This window comes from Streptomyces buecherae, assembly GCF_014295035.1.
GTDB classification, from domain to species: domain Bacteria; phylum Actinomycetota; class Actinomycetes; order Streptomycetales; family Streptomycetaceae; genus Streptomyces; species Streptomyces youssoufiensis.
Genome location: NZ_CP060404.1, coordinates 3,618,860 through 3,633,784, shown reverse-complemented (window position 1 = coordinate 3,633,784; position 14,925 = coordinate 3,618,860). Strand labels below are relative to the sequence as shown.

Annotated in this window: 13 protein-coding genes; 12 read left to right on the top strand and 1 reads right to left on the bottom strand. The window is 72.0% G+C overall.

Annotated elements, in window-relative coordinates; all coding sequences use genetic code 11:
* The first annotated feature begins 1 nt into the window (after position 1).
* The 11 genes from H7H31_RS13770 (at position 2) to H7H31_RS13720 (ending at position 13,068) form a co-directional block, all read left to right on the top strand.
* A complete protein-coding gene (locus tag H7H31_RS13770; protein WP_187063589.1) occupies positions 2-1,453 on the top strand; it encodes a menaquinone biosynthesis decarboxylase in 1,452 nt (483 codons plus the stop codon).
* A gap of 10 nt (positions 1,454-1,463) precedes the next feature.
* Positions 1,464-2,387, top strand: coding sequence for a menaquinone biosynthesis prenyltransferase MqnP (gene mqnP / locus H7H31_RS13765; RefSeq protein WP_187063588.1), 924 nt, complete (start codon positions 1,464-1,466; stop codon positions 2,385-2,387).
* A 248-nt stretch (positions 2,388-2,635) separates the two neighbouring features.
* On the top strand, positions 2,636-3,370 hold the full coding sequence (locus H7H31_RS13760) for a UbiX family flavin prenyltransferase (RefSeq protein ID WP_187063587.1): 735 nt from the start codon (positions 2,636-2,638) through the stop codon (positions 3,368-3,370).
* A 521-nt stretch (positions 3,371-3,891) separates the two neighbouring features.
* The gene (locus tag H7H31_RS13755) at positions 3,892-4,347 is read left to right on the top strand and encodes an Lrp/AsnC family transcriptional regulator (RefSeq protein ID WP_176163376.1); all 456 of its coding nucleotides are present in this window, start codon (positions 3,892-3,894) and stop codon (positions 4,345-4,347) included.
* A 146-nt stretch (positions 4,348-4,493) separates the two neighbouring features.
* Positions 4,494-5,672, top strand: a complete 1,179-nt coding sequence (mqnE, locus tag H7H31_RS13750; protein WP_187063586.1) for an aminofutalosine synthase MqnE — start codon at positions 4,494-4,496, stop codon at positions 5,670-5,672.
* A 319-nt stretch (positions 5,673-5,991) separates the two neighbouring features.
* Positions 5,992-6,666 carry a UdgX family uracil-DNA binding protein gene (locus tag H7H31_RS13745; protein ID WP_187118243.1) on the top strand — a complete coding sequence of 225 codons (675 nt, stop codon included), beginning with the start codon at positions 5,992-5,994 and terminating at the stop codon, positions 6,664-6,666.
* Positions 6,667-6,880: 214 nt separating this feature from the next.
* The gene (locus H7H31_RS13740; protein WP_187060078.1) at positions 6,881-7,399 is read left to right on the top strand and encodes a GNAT family N-acetyltransferase; all 519 of its coding nucleotides are present in this window, start codon (positions 6,881-6,883) and stop codon (positions 7,397-7,399) included.
* Positions 7,400-7,531: 132 nt separating this feature from the next.
* Positions 7,532-7,819, top strand: coding sequence for a DUF4229 domain-containing protein (locus H7H31_RS13735; RefSeq protein WP_269475451.1), 288 nt, complete (start codon positions 7,532-7,534; stop codon positions 7,817-7,819).
* A 441-nt stretch (positions 7,820-8,260) separates the two neighbouring features.
* Positions 8,261-9,580 carry a dicarboxylate/amino acid:cation symporter gene (locus H7H31_RS13730; protein ID WP_187060077.1) on the top strand — a complete coding sequence of 440 codons (1,320 nt, stop codon included), beginning with the start codon at positions 8,261-8,263 and terminating at the stop codon, positions 9,578-9,580.
* Between the two features lie 290 nt (positions 9,581-9,870).
* Positions 9,871-10,512, top strand: coding sequence for a TetR/AcrR family transcriptional regulator (locus H7H31_RS13725; RefSeq protein ID WP_176163381.1), 642 nt, complete (start codon positions 9,871-9,873; stop codon positions 10,510-10,512).
* Between the two features lie 639 nt (positions 10,513-11,151).
* Complete coding sequence (locus tag H7H31_RS13720) at positions 11,152-13,068, top strand: AMP-dependent synthetase/ligase (protein WP_187061628.1); 1,917 nt, start codon at positions 11,152-11,154, stop codon at positions 13,066-13,068.
* Between the two features lie 315 nt (positions 13,069-13,383).
* Here H7H31_RS13720 and H7H31_RS13715 read toward each other — a convergent pair whose 3' ends face one another.
* Positions 13,384-13,587 (bottom strand): cold-shock protein, encoded by a 204-nt coding sequence (locus H7H31_RS13715; protein WP_003984261.1) that lies wholly within the window; start codon positions 13,585-13,587, stop codon positions 13,384-13,386.
* Between the two features lie 313 nt (positions 13,588-13,900).
* On the opposite strand from H7H31_RS13715, the gene H7H31_RS13710 reads away from it, so the two are divergent.
* On the top strand, positions 13,901-14,791 hold the full coding sequence (locus H7H31_RS13710; protein WP_187061627.1) for a menaquinone biosynthetic enzyme MqnA/MqnD family protein: 891 nt from the start codon (positions 13,901-13,903) through the stop codon (positions 14,789-14,791).
* The last annotated feature ends 134 nt before the right edge of the window (positions 14,792-14,925 follow it).

The window sequence follows — 14,925 nt, the reverse complement described above, 5'->3', positions numbered from 1 at the left end:
CATGGCTTATGACGATCTTCGCTCGCTGCTGCGGGCGCTGGAGCGCGACGGTGACCTGAAGCGCATTAAGGCCGAAGTCGACCCGTACCTGGAAGTCGGGGAGATCGTCGACCGGGTGCAGAAGGCGGGCGGGCCCGCGCTGCTGTTCGAGAACGTCAAGGGCTCGGCGATGCCGCTGGCCATGAACGTCTTCGGGACCGACCGCAGGCTGCTCAAGGCGCTGGGCCTGACGTCGTACCAGGAGATCAGCGAGAAGATCGGCGGGCTGCTCAAGCCGGAGCTGCCGATGGGCTTCACCGGCGTGCGCGAGGCGTTCGGCAAGCTGGCCGGGATGACCCACGTGCCGCCGAAGAAGGTCAAGGACGCGCCGGTGCACGAGGTCGTGCTGACCGGCGACCAGGTGGACCTGGACCGCCTGCCGGCGCTGTTCACCTGGCCCGGTGACGGCGGCTCGTTCTTCAACCTGGGCCTGACCCACACCAAGCACCCCGAGACCGGCGTGCGCAACCTGGGCCTGTACCGGCTCCAGCGGCACGACAAGCGCACCATCGGGATGCACTGGCAGATCCACAAGGACAGCACCAACCACTACCAGGTCGCCGCCCGCCGTGGTGAGCGGCTGCCGGTGGCGATCGCCTTCGGCACGCCGCCCGCCGTGACGTACGCCTCCACGGCGCCGCTGCCGGGCGACATCGACGAGTACCTGTTCGCCGGGTTCCTGCGCGGCAAGCGGATCGAGATGGTGGACTGCAAGACGGTCCCGCTCCAGGTGCCGGCGCACTCCGAGGTGGTCCTCGAAGGCTGGCTGGAGCCGGGCAAGACGCTGCCGGAGGGGCCGTTCGGCGACCACACCGGCTTCTACACGCCGCAGGAGGACTTCCCGGCGCTGACCATCGACACCATCACGATGCGCCGGCGCCCGCTGCTCCAGTCCATCGTGGTGGGCCGCCCGCCGACGGAGGACGGGCCGCTGGGCCGCGCCACCGAGCGCTTCTTCCTGCCGCTGCTCAAGATCGTGGTCCCGGACATCGTGGACTACCACCTGCCGGAGTCGGGCGGGTTCCACAACTGCGCGATCGTCTCGATCGACAAGCGCTACCCCAAGCACGCGCAGAAGGTGATGCACGCCATCTGGGGCGCGCACATGATGTCGCTCACCAAGCTCATCGTCGTCGTCGACGCGGACTGCGACGTACACGACCTGCACGAGGTCGCCTGGCGCGCCCTCGGCAACACCGACTACGCCCGCGACCTGACCGTCGTCGAGGGCCCGGTCGACCACCTCGACCACGCCTCGTACCAGAAGTTCTGGGGCGGCAAGGCGGGCATCGACGCGACGCGCAAGCTGCCCGAAGAGGGGTACACGCGTGACGGTGGCTGGCCGGAGATGGTCGAGTCGGACCCCGGCACGGCCGACAAGGTCACCCGCCGCTGGAAGGAGTACGGCCTCTGAGGCCGCCCCCATGAGTGCTGATTCGGCAACGTCGGAAGTCATCGGGCCCGAGCCCGCCCCGCCCGGCAAGGTCAAGGCGTTCCTGCGGCTGGTGATGATCGAGCACTCGGTCTTCGCGCTGCCGTTCGCCTACATCGCGGCGCTGACCGCGATGTACGGCGAGGACGAGAACATCCACTGGGGAACGCTGTTCCTGGTGACGCTGGCGATGGTGGGGCTGCGGACCTTCGCGATGGCCGCCAACCGCATCATCGACCGCGAGATCGACGCGCGTAACCCGCGCACGGCCGGGCGCGAGTTGGTCACCGGGGCGGTGTCGGTGCGCTCGGCGTGGACCGGCGCGCTGGTGGCGCTCGTGTTCTTCCTGGGCGCCGCCGCGCTGCTCAACCCGCTGTGCCTGGCGCTCGCGCCGGTCGCGGTGGTGCCGATGGTGGTCTATCCGTACGGGAAGCGGTTCACGAACTTCCCGCACGCCATCCTCGGCATCGCGCAGGCGATGGGCCCGATCGGCGCCTGGCTCGCGGTGACCGGTTCCTGGTCGTGGGACGCGGTGATCCTCGGCCTCGCGGTCGGCGTGTGGATCGGCGGCTTCGACCTGATCTTCGGCTGCCAGGACGTGGCGGCCGACCGGGCGCACGGCGTCAAGTCGGTCCCGGCGCGGTTCGGCATCCCGGCGGCGCTGTACGGCGCGCGCGGCAGCCACGTCGTGACGATGGGGCTGCTGGTCTGGTACGCGCTGGCGACGGGCGCGGGCGCGCTGTTCTGGGTGGGCCTGGCGGTGGTGGCGGTGGCGTTCGTCTATGAGCACTCCATCGTGCGCCCGCACGACCTGTCCCGGCTCAACCGGGCGTTCTTCACCGTCAACGGCGTCATCGGGATCGTGCTCTTCGTGTGCACGCTGGCCGACCTGTTCGTACGCGGCCTGACGCTCTGAGCCGGTGGCCGGGCGGCGGGCCCGGTCTCGGCACGGGCGGCGGTGGGGCGCGCGGGCGCCCGGGTCGGGGCCGCCCTGGGGCGCGCAACTGCCCACGTGCGCCCGCCGATCCGGGGGCGTGTCCAGCCCTCGGGGCGCCGTTTCCCGGGCCCTGCCCGCCCGGCGCGGCCCCCGGCGGCATCGTCACGGGAAGGGCCGGGGCACCGGCGGCCGGATGGGCGCCGCGGGGTGCCGGATAGGCTCGGCCCGTGGAACGACTCCAACCCGCACCCCAGCGCCGACCCTGGATCGTGGGGGTGTCCGGCGCCTCCGGCACGCCCTACGCGGCCTCCGTGATCCGCGCGCTGCTGCGCGCGGGCGAGCCCGTTGACCTGGTCATCAGCCGCGCCGCCCGGCTGACACTGCTCGATGAGACCGGCATCTCCTTCCGCGACGCGCACTGGCGCGCGGACCTGGTCCGCTGGCTGGCGCGGGGCGCCGACGGCAGCGCGGACGCGTTCGCCGACGAGGTGCGACAACTCGCTGTCGAGAGCGCCGACGAGGCCCCTGACAAGACCGCCGACGTGCGCTACTGGACCGCCGGTGACCTGGCCGCCGGTCCGTCGTCCGGCTCGTACCCGGCGCAGGGGATGATCATCGTCCCGGCGAGCACGGCGGGCGTGGCCGGCGTCGCGCTCGGGCTCTCGAAGGACCTGCTGCAACGGGCGGCGAGCGTGACGCTCAAGGAGCGTCGGCCGCTGGTCGTCGCGCTGCGCGAGTCCCCGCTGACCGGGCAGACGCTCCGGCACCTGGTCACGCTCGACGAGGCGGGCGCCGTGGTGCTGCCCGCCTCGCCGGCGTTCTACGCGGGGGCGACGCACATCCAGGAACTGGTGGACTTCGTCGCCGGTCGGGCGCTGGACGCGGCGGGGGTGCCGCACGCGCTGTACCGCCGATGGGAGGGGGAACTCGGTGGTGCCAGTGGTTCGCGCCGTGCGGGGTAGCTCCGCATCGGCGCGCCGGTGCCGGTGGCGATGCGACGGCGCGCGCGCCGGTGGCGCGTGCGGGCGTCGCGGGGCGGGCCCTGGACATGGAGAAGCGGCAGGCCGGGGGGTTGGTGCTGCCCCGTGCCCTGCCGCCGTGACGCGTCCTGCTGAGGGCGCGGCTCCGGCGGGACGCGTGGGCGCCGGAGTGCGCGAGCCTGACGCTCGGCGTCAGGCCGCATCAGGTCGATGCGGTGCGGCTGCGGTCAGCGCTTCTTGGCCCGGCCCTTGTGGGCCTTGGCCGAGGTCTCGCGCTGCTGCTGCGCAGCCTGCTGAGCACGCGAGCGGTTGGCCAGCTCCTGCAGCTCACGCATGCGGGCATAAGCCATCTCGATCGTGTACAAGGGGTAGCTCACTCCTGAAGAATCGTCGTTGATTGAGGTAGTTCAGCTAGAGATTCGCAGGGCATCTCGCCCTGCATGCCTTAGATTCTACACCCAAACTCTCTTGATCGCAGAACTTTGAAAGGTGCGTGCCGTCACATGGACGCGGTGGACAGGCAACTCATCCAGGCCCTGCGGGAGAACGGTCGGGCCTCGTACGCGGAGCTCGGGCGGCTCGTCGGCCTGTCCGGGCCCAGCGTCACGGACCGGATCAACCGCCTGGAGGCGGCCGGGGTGATCACCGGTTACCGCGCGACCGTCGACTCCGCCTCGCTCGGCCTCGGCGTGACGGCGCTCATCGGCATCCAGCTCTCCGACGCGGTGGACCACGAGGACGTGGCCGACCGGCTGCGCGACCTGGCGGAGATCGAGGACTGCTGGTTCATCGCGGGTGACGACTCGTACATGCTCAAGGTCCGGGCCGGTGACGTGGACGACCTGGAACGCACCATCCGCCGCCTGTCCGGCACCACCGGCGTCTCGCGCACGCGCACCACGATCGTGCTCTCCACCAAGTGGGAGAACCGGGTCGGGGAGCTGCCCGAGGACGTGTGACCGCGCGCCCGGGATCCTAAACATGATGCGTCCCACCCGTCGCCCGCCGTGGTGTGAGCCGGGCGGGTGGGGCGCGCGCGGCGGGGAGTACGCTCGGTGCAGCCCGATGGACAGAGGTATATGGGAGGCGCCGGATGGCTGGGTCTATGGCCGTGTCAGCGAATGACGCGGGGCTCAAGCGGGAGCTGGAGCAGAAGATCCGCGCCGGGGAGCGGCTGACGCGCGAGGACGGCATCGCCCTCTACGCGTCGGACGACCTGGCCTGGCTCGGCGGCCTCGCGCACGAGGTGCGCACCCGCAAGAACGGTGACGTCGTCCACTTCAACGTCAACCGCCACCTCAACATGACCAACGTGTGCACGGCCTCGTGCGCGTACTGCTCGTTCCAGCGCAAGCCGGGCGAGAAGGACGCGTACACCATGCGCATCGAGGAGGCCGTGCGGCTGGCCAAGGCGATGGAGGCGGAGAACCTCACCGAGCTGCACATCGTCAACGGCCTGCACCCGACCCTGCCCTGGCGCTACTACCCGCGCTCGCTGCGGGCGCTCAAGGAGGCGCTGCCGCAGGTCTCCCTCAAGTGCTTCACGGCCACCGAGATCCAGCACTTCGAGAAGATCTCCGGGCTCTCCGCCTCCGAGATCCTGGACGAGCTGATCGACGCCGGCCTCGAATCGCTCACCGGCGGCGGTGCCGAGATCTTCGACTGGGAGGTCAGGCAGCACATCGTGGACCACGACACCCACTGGGAGGACTGGTCCCGCATCCACCGCCTGGCGCACGAGAAGGGCCTCAAGACCCCGTGCACGATGCTGTACGGGCACATCGAGGAGCCCCGCCACCGGGTGGACCACGTGCTGCGGCTGCGTGAGCTGCAGGACGAGACCGGCGGCTTCCAGGTCTTCATCCCGCTGCGCTACCAGCACGACTTCGTGGACGTGAAGGACGGCAAGGTCCGCAACCGGCTCCAGGCCCGCACCACCATGGCCACCGGCGCCGAGGCGCTCAAGACCTTCGCGGTCTCGCGGCTGCTGTTCGACAACGTGCCGCACGTGAAGGTGTTCTGGGTGATGCACGGCGTGCAGACCGCCCAGTTGGCCCTCCAGCACGGCGCCGACGACATGGACGGCTCGGTCGTCGAGTACAAGATCACCCACGACGCGGACAACTACGGCACCCCCGACAAGCTGACCCGCGAGGACATCCTCGACCTGATCCGGGACGCCGGCTTCCGCCCGGTCGAGCGCAACACGCGCTACGAGATCCTCCGCGAGTACGAGGGCCCCGACCCGGCCCGCCGCGACGCGCCCCAGCCGATGCGCCTCTGACCAGGTCTCCCCGGCTCCACGGCCCCTGACTCCACGGCCTCACGGCCGCACGGAGCCGAGCCCGTCCGTCGCCGCCCGCGACACCGCCCCCGCAGTGGTGTCGCGGGCGGCGGCGTCTGAGCCGGGCCCGCGCGGGTACCCGGCGCGCGTGACCAGCCGCAGCGGAAGCAGCAGCAACAGCGCGCGGGGCGTGGCGGAGCCCGCCCGCGACAGGGCCGGCGCGGCGAAGCCCGCCCGCGACGAGGCCGGCGCGGCGGAGCCCGCCCGCGAGCGGGCCGACCGGGCCGGCGGCGCCGCCGGTGGCGAGGGCCGTGGCGATGTGGGGCTGGGGGACGAGCCGGAGCGGGCGTATGACGCGACCCCCTTCGTACCGGCCCGGGCCAAGCTGCCCGGGCTGCGCCGGGCGGCGGCCGAGTGTCGGGGGTGCCCGCTGCACGGCCCGGCCAGCCAGACCGTCTTCGGCGCGGGGGACGCGAAGGCGCCGCTGGTGCTCATCGGCGAGCAGCCGGGCGACCAGGAGGACCGCAAGGGGCACCCGTTCGTGGGGCCCGCCGGCCACGTGCTGAACCGGGCCCTGGAGGAGGCCGGGATCGACCCGGAGCGGACGTACGTGACCAACGCGGTCAAGCACTTCTCGTTCGAGTACGTCCCCGAGCGCGGCAAGCGCCGCATCCACAAGCCGCCGAACCCGCGCGAGCTGAGCGCCTGCCGCCCCTGGCTCGCGGCCGAGCTGGCGCTGATCGACCCCGAGGTGCTGGTGGCGCTCGGCGCGAGCGCGGGCAAGGCGCTGCTCGGCTCGTCGTTCCGGGTCACCAAGCAGCGCGGCGTGCTGCTGCCGTGTCCGGCCATCGGCGACTACCGGGGCCGGGGCGACTGCCTGGTGGCCACGATCCACCCCTCGGCGGTACTGCGCGCCGACGACCGCGAGGCCGTCTTCGCCGGCCTTGTCTCGGACCTGCGGGTGGCCGTACGGGCGCTCGACTCCCAGCCCTGAGCCCGCCCGCCCGTGCGCGGGCCGCGCCGGGGGCCGTACGCCGGGCCGCGCACGGACCGCCCCGCCCCGCCAGCCGCGCCCCCGCCGGCCGCACCCGTCCCGCGCCGCCGTATCCGGAAGGGCGGCCCCCGCGCTGGTCAAGGGTGGTCAGTGCAGCGTGCGTCACATCGGTGGAGGGGTGCGCCACGCAGTAGGTAATGGCTACGATCCAGGAATGACCCTTACGTACGTACGTGATCCCGAGCTGACCCCCGCCCTCCAGGACGAACTGGTACGGCTGTGGGTCGACGTGACCAACGCGGGCGGCGCCGTCGGCTTCGTGCCGCCCGTCGCGGACGGCGACATCCGCCCGGTGGCCGAGGGGCAACTCGACGCCGTGCGCGGGGGAGGGGCGCGACTGCTCGCCGCGTACGCCGACGGGCGACTGGTCGGCACCGTGTTCATCGCGTCCAACCGGCACCGGCTGATGACGCACTGGGCCACGCTGGTCACCGTCATGATCGAACCGACCCTGCAGGGCGGCGGGCACGGCAAGGCCATGCTGCGCGAGGCCATCGACATGGCGCGTGACCTGGGCTTCGCCTCGCTGCGCCTCGGGGTGCGCGGCGGCACCGGAGTGGACGCCTTCTACGCCACGGTCGGCTTCAAGGAGGTCGGCCGCGTGCCCGAGTCGATCAGGGTGGCGGAGGGCGACTACCGGGACGACATCTGCATGTGGCTGCGGCTGGACTGACGTCCACGGGCCCGGCCGGCGACGGACGGTGGAGCCGCCTCCCACGGCGCTTTTCCGACGTGATTCACTAGACGGGCAGGCGAACACCATCCGGCCGATACCGCAGCACCCCCGGGAGAAAGAAGACCAGCCGTGTCTCTCACGCCGAGCGCCACGCTCCGATACACCGCCATGCGTCTGGGCATCTTCGTCGGTTGCTTCCTGGTCCTGTGGGGCCTGGTTCACTTCGGCATCCTGCCGTCCGGTCTGGGCGACTCCAACCTGCTGTGGGTGCTGCTCCTGGCGATCGTGGTCTCGGCGCCGCTGAGCTTCGTGGTGCTGCGCAAGCAGCGGGACGCCATGTCGGAGCAGATCGTCGTCAAGGTGGACCGCGCCAAGGAGCGCCTGGTGGCCCACCAGACCCAGGAAGACGGGGTGTAAGGCTCCTCACACCCCGGTCGGGCCGGCGCGTCGCCGGTCCCACCCGACCCACCCACGCCCTCACCGCGCATTGCCGCCCGCGGTGGGGGCGTTGGCGTTCTCCGGGCGTGTACGCGGCCACCCCCGGGGCCCGATCCGGCCGCCCGCGCGCCGATCCGCGAGGCCCGTGGGGGCGCCCTGTCCCAAAGATCTCCTTTGGGTTCCCCAAAGTTAAAGTGTTAACGTCATTGCCATGTTGACCGCAGCCGCGCCCCGATTCCCCACGAGCGTTCCGCTCGTGGCGCGCCTGCACATCGATCTTTGCCGCTGTCTGTCCGCGGCCTGTCGCCGCCTCTAGTACGTGCGCACAGCGGCCGGAGACCCCGTATCTCAGCGGAGCTCCAGGCGCCGCCCCCCGCTTCACATCTGACCTGGCATCCGTCTGTCCTCGGAGAGTGTCCGTTGTCGTCCCCACGCCTGTCCGTCCCGCGCGCCCTGCGGGTTCCCTTCTGGGCGCAGATCCTCCTCGGCCTCGTCGCCGGTGCGCTGCTCGGCTGGGCCGCCCGCAGCGGTGACGTCCAGTGGCTCATCACCACGCTGGACAAGATCGGCTCGATCTTCATCCAGTTGCTGAAGCTCGCCGTCGCCCCGCTGGTCTTCTTCGCGATCCTGGTGTCGATCACCAATCTGCGGAAGGTCAACAACGCGGCGCGGCTGGCCACCCACACCCTGCTGTGGTTCATGGCCACCTCGCTGATAGCCGTGGCCATCGGCCTGTTCATCGGTCTGGTCACCAACCCCGGCTCCGGCACCGGGCTCACCCCCGCCGACGGCGCCAAGCCCGAGCACAAGGGCTCCTGGCTCGACTTCCTCACCGGCATCGTGCCCAGCGACGTGATCACCCCGTTCACCGAGCTGAACGTCCTGCAGATCGTCTTCATGGCGGCCGTCGCCGGCGCCGCCGCCCTCCAGCTCGGCGAGAAGGCCGAGCCGATCCTGGGTCTCAGCCAGGCCATCCTGGAGCTGCTCCAGAAGGCCCTGTGGTGGGTCATCAAGCTGGCCCCGCTCGGCACCCTCGGCCTGATCGGCACCGCCATCGTCGAGTACGGCTGGGACCTGATCAGCAAGTACGCGACCTTCACCGCCGACATCTACGTCGGCTGCGCCCTGGTCCTGTTCGGCGTCTACCCGCTGCTGCTCGCCACGGTCGCCAAGCTCAACCCGCTGCACTTCTACCGTGGCGCCTGGCCGGCGATCCAGCTCGCCTTCGTCTCCCGCTCGTCGGTGGGCACCATGCCGCTGACGCAGAAGGTCACCGAGCGGCTCGGGGTGCCCAAGGAGTACGCGTCCTTCGCCGTGCCCTTCGGCTCCACGACCAAGATGGACGGCTGCGCCTCGATCTACCCGGCCATCGCGGCCATCTTCATCGCGCAGATCTTCGACGTGCAGCTCGACATCGGCGACTACCTGCTGATCGCGTTCGTCTCGGTGATCGGCTCCGCCGCCACGGCCGGCCTCACCGGCGCGACCGTGATGCTCACCCTGACCCTGTCCACGCTGGGCCTGCCGCTGGAGGGCGTCGGCCTGCTGATGGCCATCGACCCGATCGTGGACATGATGCGCACCGCCACCAACGTGGCCGGCCAGGCGCTCATCCCGGTCCTGGTCTCGGCCCGCGAGAAGATCCTCGACCACCGGGCGTACGAGACGGCCTCCGCCTCGCCGCTGGACGAGGGCCAGCCGGAGGGCAAACAGGAGGGCGCGCTGCCGGCAGCCGCCTAGCGAACCCCGCGCCACCAGGTGCCCCGGTCGCCCACCGCGACCGGGGCACCGGTGCGCGCGGTGGCGGTGCGCGCGGTGGCGGTGCGCGCGGTGGTGGTGCGGCGTTCGCGGAGCGGCGCCCGGCCGGTGGGCGGGCCCCGCGGGGACGTAGCACACCGGTGACATGGGAAGCAGGCATCGCCCCCGCCCCGCCGATCACTTCTCGCGGTCGGCGCCGGGCGGGGATGATGCCCGCGTGGGGAACGTAGCTTTACTCGTCAGCACGTTGGGTTCTCGGAGGGGCGTTGCACATGGGTGGCGGTAGGAGCAAGCGGATGCCGCGGGCGGTGCGGGAGCAACAGATGCTCGACGCCGCCGTGCGGACGTTCGCGCGACGGGGCTACCGGGCCGCTTCCATGGACGACATCGCCGAACTGGCCGGGGTCTCCAAGCCGCTGGTGTACCTGTACCTGAACTCCAAGGAAGAACTGTTCACCGCCTGCATCAGGCGCGAGGCCAAGGCGCTGGTCGCGGCGGTGCGGGCGGCCGTGGAGCGCGACGTGCCGGCCGACCGACAACTGTGGAGCGGGCTGCGCGGCCTCTTCACGTACACCGCCGAGCACCCGGACGGCTGGGCCGTCCTGCACAGCCAGGCGCGTTCGCAGGGCGAACCGTTCGTGCGCGAGGTGGCGGCCATGCGCGCCGAGTTGGTCAGCTTCGTGGAACAGCTCATCGGCGAGGCGTCCAAGGAGGCCGACTGCGACCCGGAGTTCGCCGACCGGGAGGTGGCCGGCCTGGCGTACGCCCTGGTCGGGGCGGCCGAGTCGATGGCCGACTGGGCGGGCTCGCCGGGCGGCCCGACGGCCAAGGAGGCCGCGGCCACGCTGATGAACTTCGCCTGGGCCGGCCTCGGCAACCTGCTGCGTGACCAGAAGTGGCAGCCGAGCGCCTGACGGACGCGGGCCCGGTCACCGGGCCCTGACCTCGCCGGCACGGCCCCGGTCGGCCCGTGGCGAGGGCGGCACCCGCGCGGTGCCGGTGGAAACCGAACCCCACATCGCGGCAGCGATGTGGGGTTCAGGCATTGGCCAACCGCTCCGTCTCGCGTACTTCACTTGCAAGTAAGGTTACTGAGTGGTCAGGAGCTGGCCGATGGTGAGCGCCCCGGGACCCGGGGCGGCCCGCCGCCCGCCCCGCCCCCTCCCGCGCGCCCCCGTACGCCCGCCCGACCGCGCCGGCGCACGCCTGCCCGAGTAGGCCAACCCGCCTACGTCGCGGGCTGGTCGCCCTCACCTCGGCGGCCACGCCCACCCCGGCCCCGCCGCCAGTCGAGCCGCCGCACCTCCGCACGACCCGCACCCCGGCACGACCCGCACCCTCGGCACGACCCGCACCTCCGCACAACCGCACCCCGAACCACCACAGGAGTCACCCAGCAGAACCTGGAGCCGCTCGTGTCCCCACAGCACCCCGCGCGGTCCGCACGCTCCGCGCGCGCCCAACACTCCCAACACCCCCGCTCCCGTACCGCTCCCCCCGGCGCCGACCCCGCCCGGCAGGGCGCTGACCTCCCCGGACCGGCGGCGGGGCGGGTGGACCGTCCGCTGCCCGGTGGCGCGGCGGAGGGGCCGCCCGTCCTGGTGGAGCCGGAGAAGACCGTCGTGGCCGGCGTCGTCCGGGAGGTGGCCGTGCCGGCGTTCGTGCCCGAGGTCACGCGGGGCTCGCTCGGCGACATCCCGTTCGACAACGCGGCCGAGGCGCCCACCGAGGCCGTGCTCAGCCGCAAGCAGCCGGACGGCACGTGGCGGGACGTGACCGCGGCCGAGTTCGCGTCCGCCGTGCTCGCCACCGCCAAGGGGCTGATCGCGCACGGCCTGCGCCCCGGCGACCGGCTCGCCATCATGGCCCGCACCAGCTACGAGTGGACCCTCCTCGACTTCGCCGCCTGGGCCGCCGGGCTGGTCACCGTCCCGATCTACCCGACCTCCTCCGCGCTCCAGGCCCACTGGATACTGCGCGACTCGGGCGCCGCCGCGTGCGCCGTCGAGGGCGTCGAGCAGGCCCGCCTGATCAGCGGGGAGCGCACCCGCCTGCCCGGCCTGGCCCACCTGTGGCAACTCGACGCCGGCGCCATCGGGCAGATCGGCGCCAGCGGGCGCGACATCGCCGACGAGGAGGTGGCCGCGCGGCGCCGGCAGCGCCAACCCGCCGACATGGCCACCCTCATCTACACCTCGGGCACCACCGGTCGCCCCAAGGGCTGCGTGCTCACCCACGCCAACTTCTTCGCCGAGGTGGACAACGGCATCGAACTGCTGCATCCGGTCTTCCGCGCGACCAGCACGGAACCCGCCTCGACCCTCCTCTTCCTCCCGCTGGCCCACGTCTTCGGGCGGATGATCGCCGTCGGCTGCCTGCGCGCCCGGGTACGCCTCGGCCACGCGCCCAGCATCCAGACCGACGACCTGCTCGCCGACCTCGCGGGCTTTCGGCCGACGTTCCTGCTGGCCATCCCGTACGTCCTGGAGAAGGTCCACAACACCGGGCGGGCCACGGCCGAGCGCATGGGCCGCGCCGCCTCCTTCGATCGCGCCACGCGCGTCGCCCAGCGCTACGGGCGGGCCGTGCTGGCCGCCGAGCGCGGCACGGGCCCCGGCCCCGGGCCGGGCCTGAAGGTGGCCCGGACGCTGTACGACGCGCTGGTCTACCGCCGCATCCGGGCGGCGCTCGGGGGCGGGGTGCGGTACGTCATCTGCGGCGGCTCGCCGCTCGGGCACCGGCTGGCCGCGTTCTACGCCGGCGCCGGCGTGGACGTCTTCGAGGGGTACGGCCTGACCGAGACCACCGCCGCTGCCACCGTCACGCCGCCGCTCGCGCCCCGGCTCGACACGGTCGGTTGGCCGATGCCCGGCAGCGCGGTGCGGATCGCCGACGACGGGGAGGTGCTGCTCCGCGGCGGCCAGGTCTTCGCCGGCTACTGGGACGGGGAGCGCGGCACGTGCACGCCGGCCACCACGGCCGACGGCTGGTTCCCGACGGGCGACATCGGCGCCCTGGACGCCGACGGCTACCTCACCATCACCGGCCGCAAGAAGGAGCTGATCGTCACCTCCGGCGGCAAGAACGTGGCCCCCGCGCCGCTGGAGGACCGGCTGCGGGCCCACCCGCTGGTCGGCCAGTGCATGGTCGTCGGCGACGACCGCCCGTACGTCACCGCCCTGATCACCCTGGACCCGGACGGCCTCGCGCACTGGCGCCGGATGCACGGCAAGCGGGAGGTGTCGCTGCCCGAACTCGTGTGGGACGAGACGCTGAGGGCGGAGCTGGCACGGGCCGTGGACGACGCCAACACGCTGGTCTCCCGCCCCGAGTCGATCCGCCGCTTCCGGGTGCTGCCGGTCGAGTTCACCGAGGCGACCGGCCACCTCACGCCCTCGCTCAAGCTGCGCCGGGCCGCGGTGGCCAAGGACTTCGCCGCGGAGATCGAGGAACTGTACGCCCGCGAGTGAGCCCCGCCCCGGGAAAAGGGAGCCGCGACCTCGCCCGCGCGGAACGCGGGGCCGGAACGTCGGAGAAACGCGAGGGAAACCCGGCAAGAACCCGCAAGAAGCGAGCGAGGGACAGCACGAAAGTCGCCAGAACTCACCAGGTCTTCGTCAGAACCGAGCGCACCGAAGAGGGGCGCGGGAGGGGTGAGAGACGGGGGCCGGGAAAAGGCAGGAGCCCCGCTTCCCGTCGAAACGGGGAGCAGGGCTCCTTGGGTACTACATCAGGAACGAATAGGTGCCGACCGCGATGGCCGAACCCGCGAAAGATCCAGAGGATCAGACAGGGGTTACGTTCTCCGCCTGCGGGCCCTTCGGACCCTGCGTGACGTCGAAGTTAACCTGCTGGTTCTCCTCCAGGGAGCGGAAACCAGAGGCGTTGATCGCGGAGTAGTGGACGAAGACATCCGGGCCGCCGCCGTCCTGGGCGATGAAGCCGAAGCCCTTTTCAGCGTTGAACCACTTCACGGTTCCGGTAGCCATAAGCCCTCCTTGGGCCAAAGGGTTGCCCTGCTCCAGAACCTGCAAGAAGTCTGAAAACTACAAAAGCCTGCGGCGTCACATGCTCCGCAGGCTCTGTACTGCAAGGGAAACCAAACTGCAACTTGCGGCGAGCCTAGCACGGCAGATGCCGAGGGGAAAGAGCGAAAGATCACGGGGACGGGCGGTTTCCATGCGCCGAGGAAGGGAAAAGCGCGCACGTCAGCGGTGCCCGGGCAACGAGCGCGATCCTCCGCGCCGCGCCACCGTGCCCCCCGGCGCCACCAGGACCACACCCCAGGGCTAGCCTCCGGATGTGGACAATTCAACCCCTGTCGCCGCTACCGCCACCGGCCACCGCCGGAGCCGGCCGCGGGTCGGCCACATCCAGTTCCTCAACTGCCTTCCGCTGTACTGGGGGCTCGCCCGCACCGGCAGCCTCCTCGATCTCGAGCTGACCAAGGACACCCCCGAGAAGCTCAGCGAGCAGCTCGTCCGCGGCGACCTGGACATCGCCCCGGTCACCCTGGTCGAGTTCCTGCGGAACGCGGACGACCTGGTCGCCTTCCCCGACCTCGCGGTCGGCTGCGACGGCCCGGTCATGTCGTGCGTGATCGTCTCCCAGGTGCCGCTGGACCAGTTGGACGCCGCCCGCGTCGCCCTCGGCTCGACGTCGCGCACCTCCGTACGGCTCGCGCAACTCCTGCTCTCCGAGCGCTTCGGCGTGCGGCCCGAGTACTACACCTGCCCGCCCGACCTGGGGGTGATGATGCAGGAGGCGCAGGCGGCGGTGCTGATCGGCGACGCCGCGCTGCGGGCCAACCTGCACTACGCGCCCAGGTTCGGGCTCGACGTGCACGACCTGGGCCAGATGTGGAAGGACTGGACGGGGCTGCCGTTCGTCTTCGCGGTCTGGGCCGCGCGCCGCTCGTACCTGGAGCAGGAGCCGGAGCTGGTGCACAAGGTGCACGAGGCGTTCCTGTCCTCGCGCGACGTCTCGCTGGAGGAGGTCGCCAAGGTGGCCGAGCAGGCGGCGCGGTGGGAGGCGTTCGAGCCGGAGGTGCTGGAACGGTACTTCACCACCCTCGACTTCAGCCTCGGCGCCGAGCAGCTCGCCGGCATCGCCGAGTTCGCCCGCCGCACGGGCCCCACCACGGGCTTCCCCGCCGACGTCCGCGTGGACCTGCTGACCCGCGGCGCCCACTGACCCCGGGGACGACGGGACCACACCCCGGGGGCCGGGACCACTCCCCGCTTCCGTGCCCCACCCCGACGGCCCGCCGCACGGCCGCCGCCCGCTCGCCCCGGGCGCGGTCCACGCGTCCGGGCGGCCTTGGCCCA

What these genes read in the sequence shown, in the direction of transcription:
- H7H31_RS13770 (WP_187063589.1), top strand. Translation starts at nt 2, where the DNA reads ATGGCTTATGACGATCTTCGCTCGCTGCTGCGGGCGCTGGAGCGCGAC.
- mqnP (WP_187063588.1), top strand. Translation starts at nt 1,464, where the DNA reads ATGAGTGCTGATTCGGCAACGTCGGAAGTCATCGGGCCCGAGCCCGCC.
- H7H31_RS13755 (WP_176163376.1), top strand. Translation starts at nt 3,892, where the DNA reads ATGGACGCGGTGGACAGGCAACTCATCCAGGCCCTGCGGGAGAACGGT.
- mqnE (WP_187063586.1), top strand. Translation starts at nt 4,494, where the DNA reads ATGGCCGTGTCAGCGAATGACGCGGGGCTCAAGCGGGAGCTGGAGCAG.
- H7H31_RS13740 (WP_187060078.1), top strand. Translation starts at nt 6,881, where the DNA reads ATGACCCTTACGTACGTACGTGATCCCGAGCTGACCCCCGCCCTCCAG.
- H7H31_RS13725 (WP_176163381.1), top strand. Translation starts at nt 9,871, where the DNA reads ATGGGTGGCGGTAGGAGCAAGCGGATGCCGCGGGCGGTGCGGGAGCAA.
- H7H31_RS13715 (WP_003984261.1), bottom strand. Translation starts at nt 13,587, where the DNA reads ATGGCTACCGGAACCGTGAAGTGGTTCAACGCTGAAAAGGGCTTCGGC.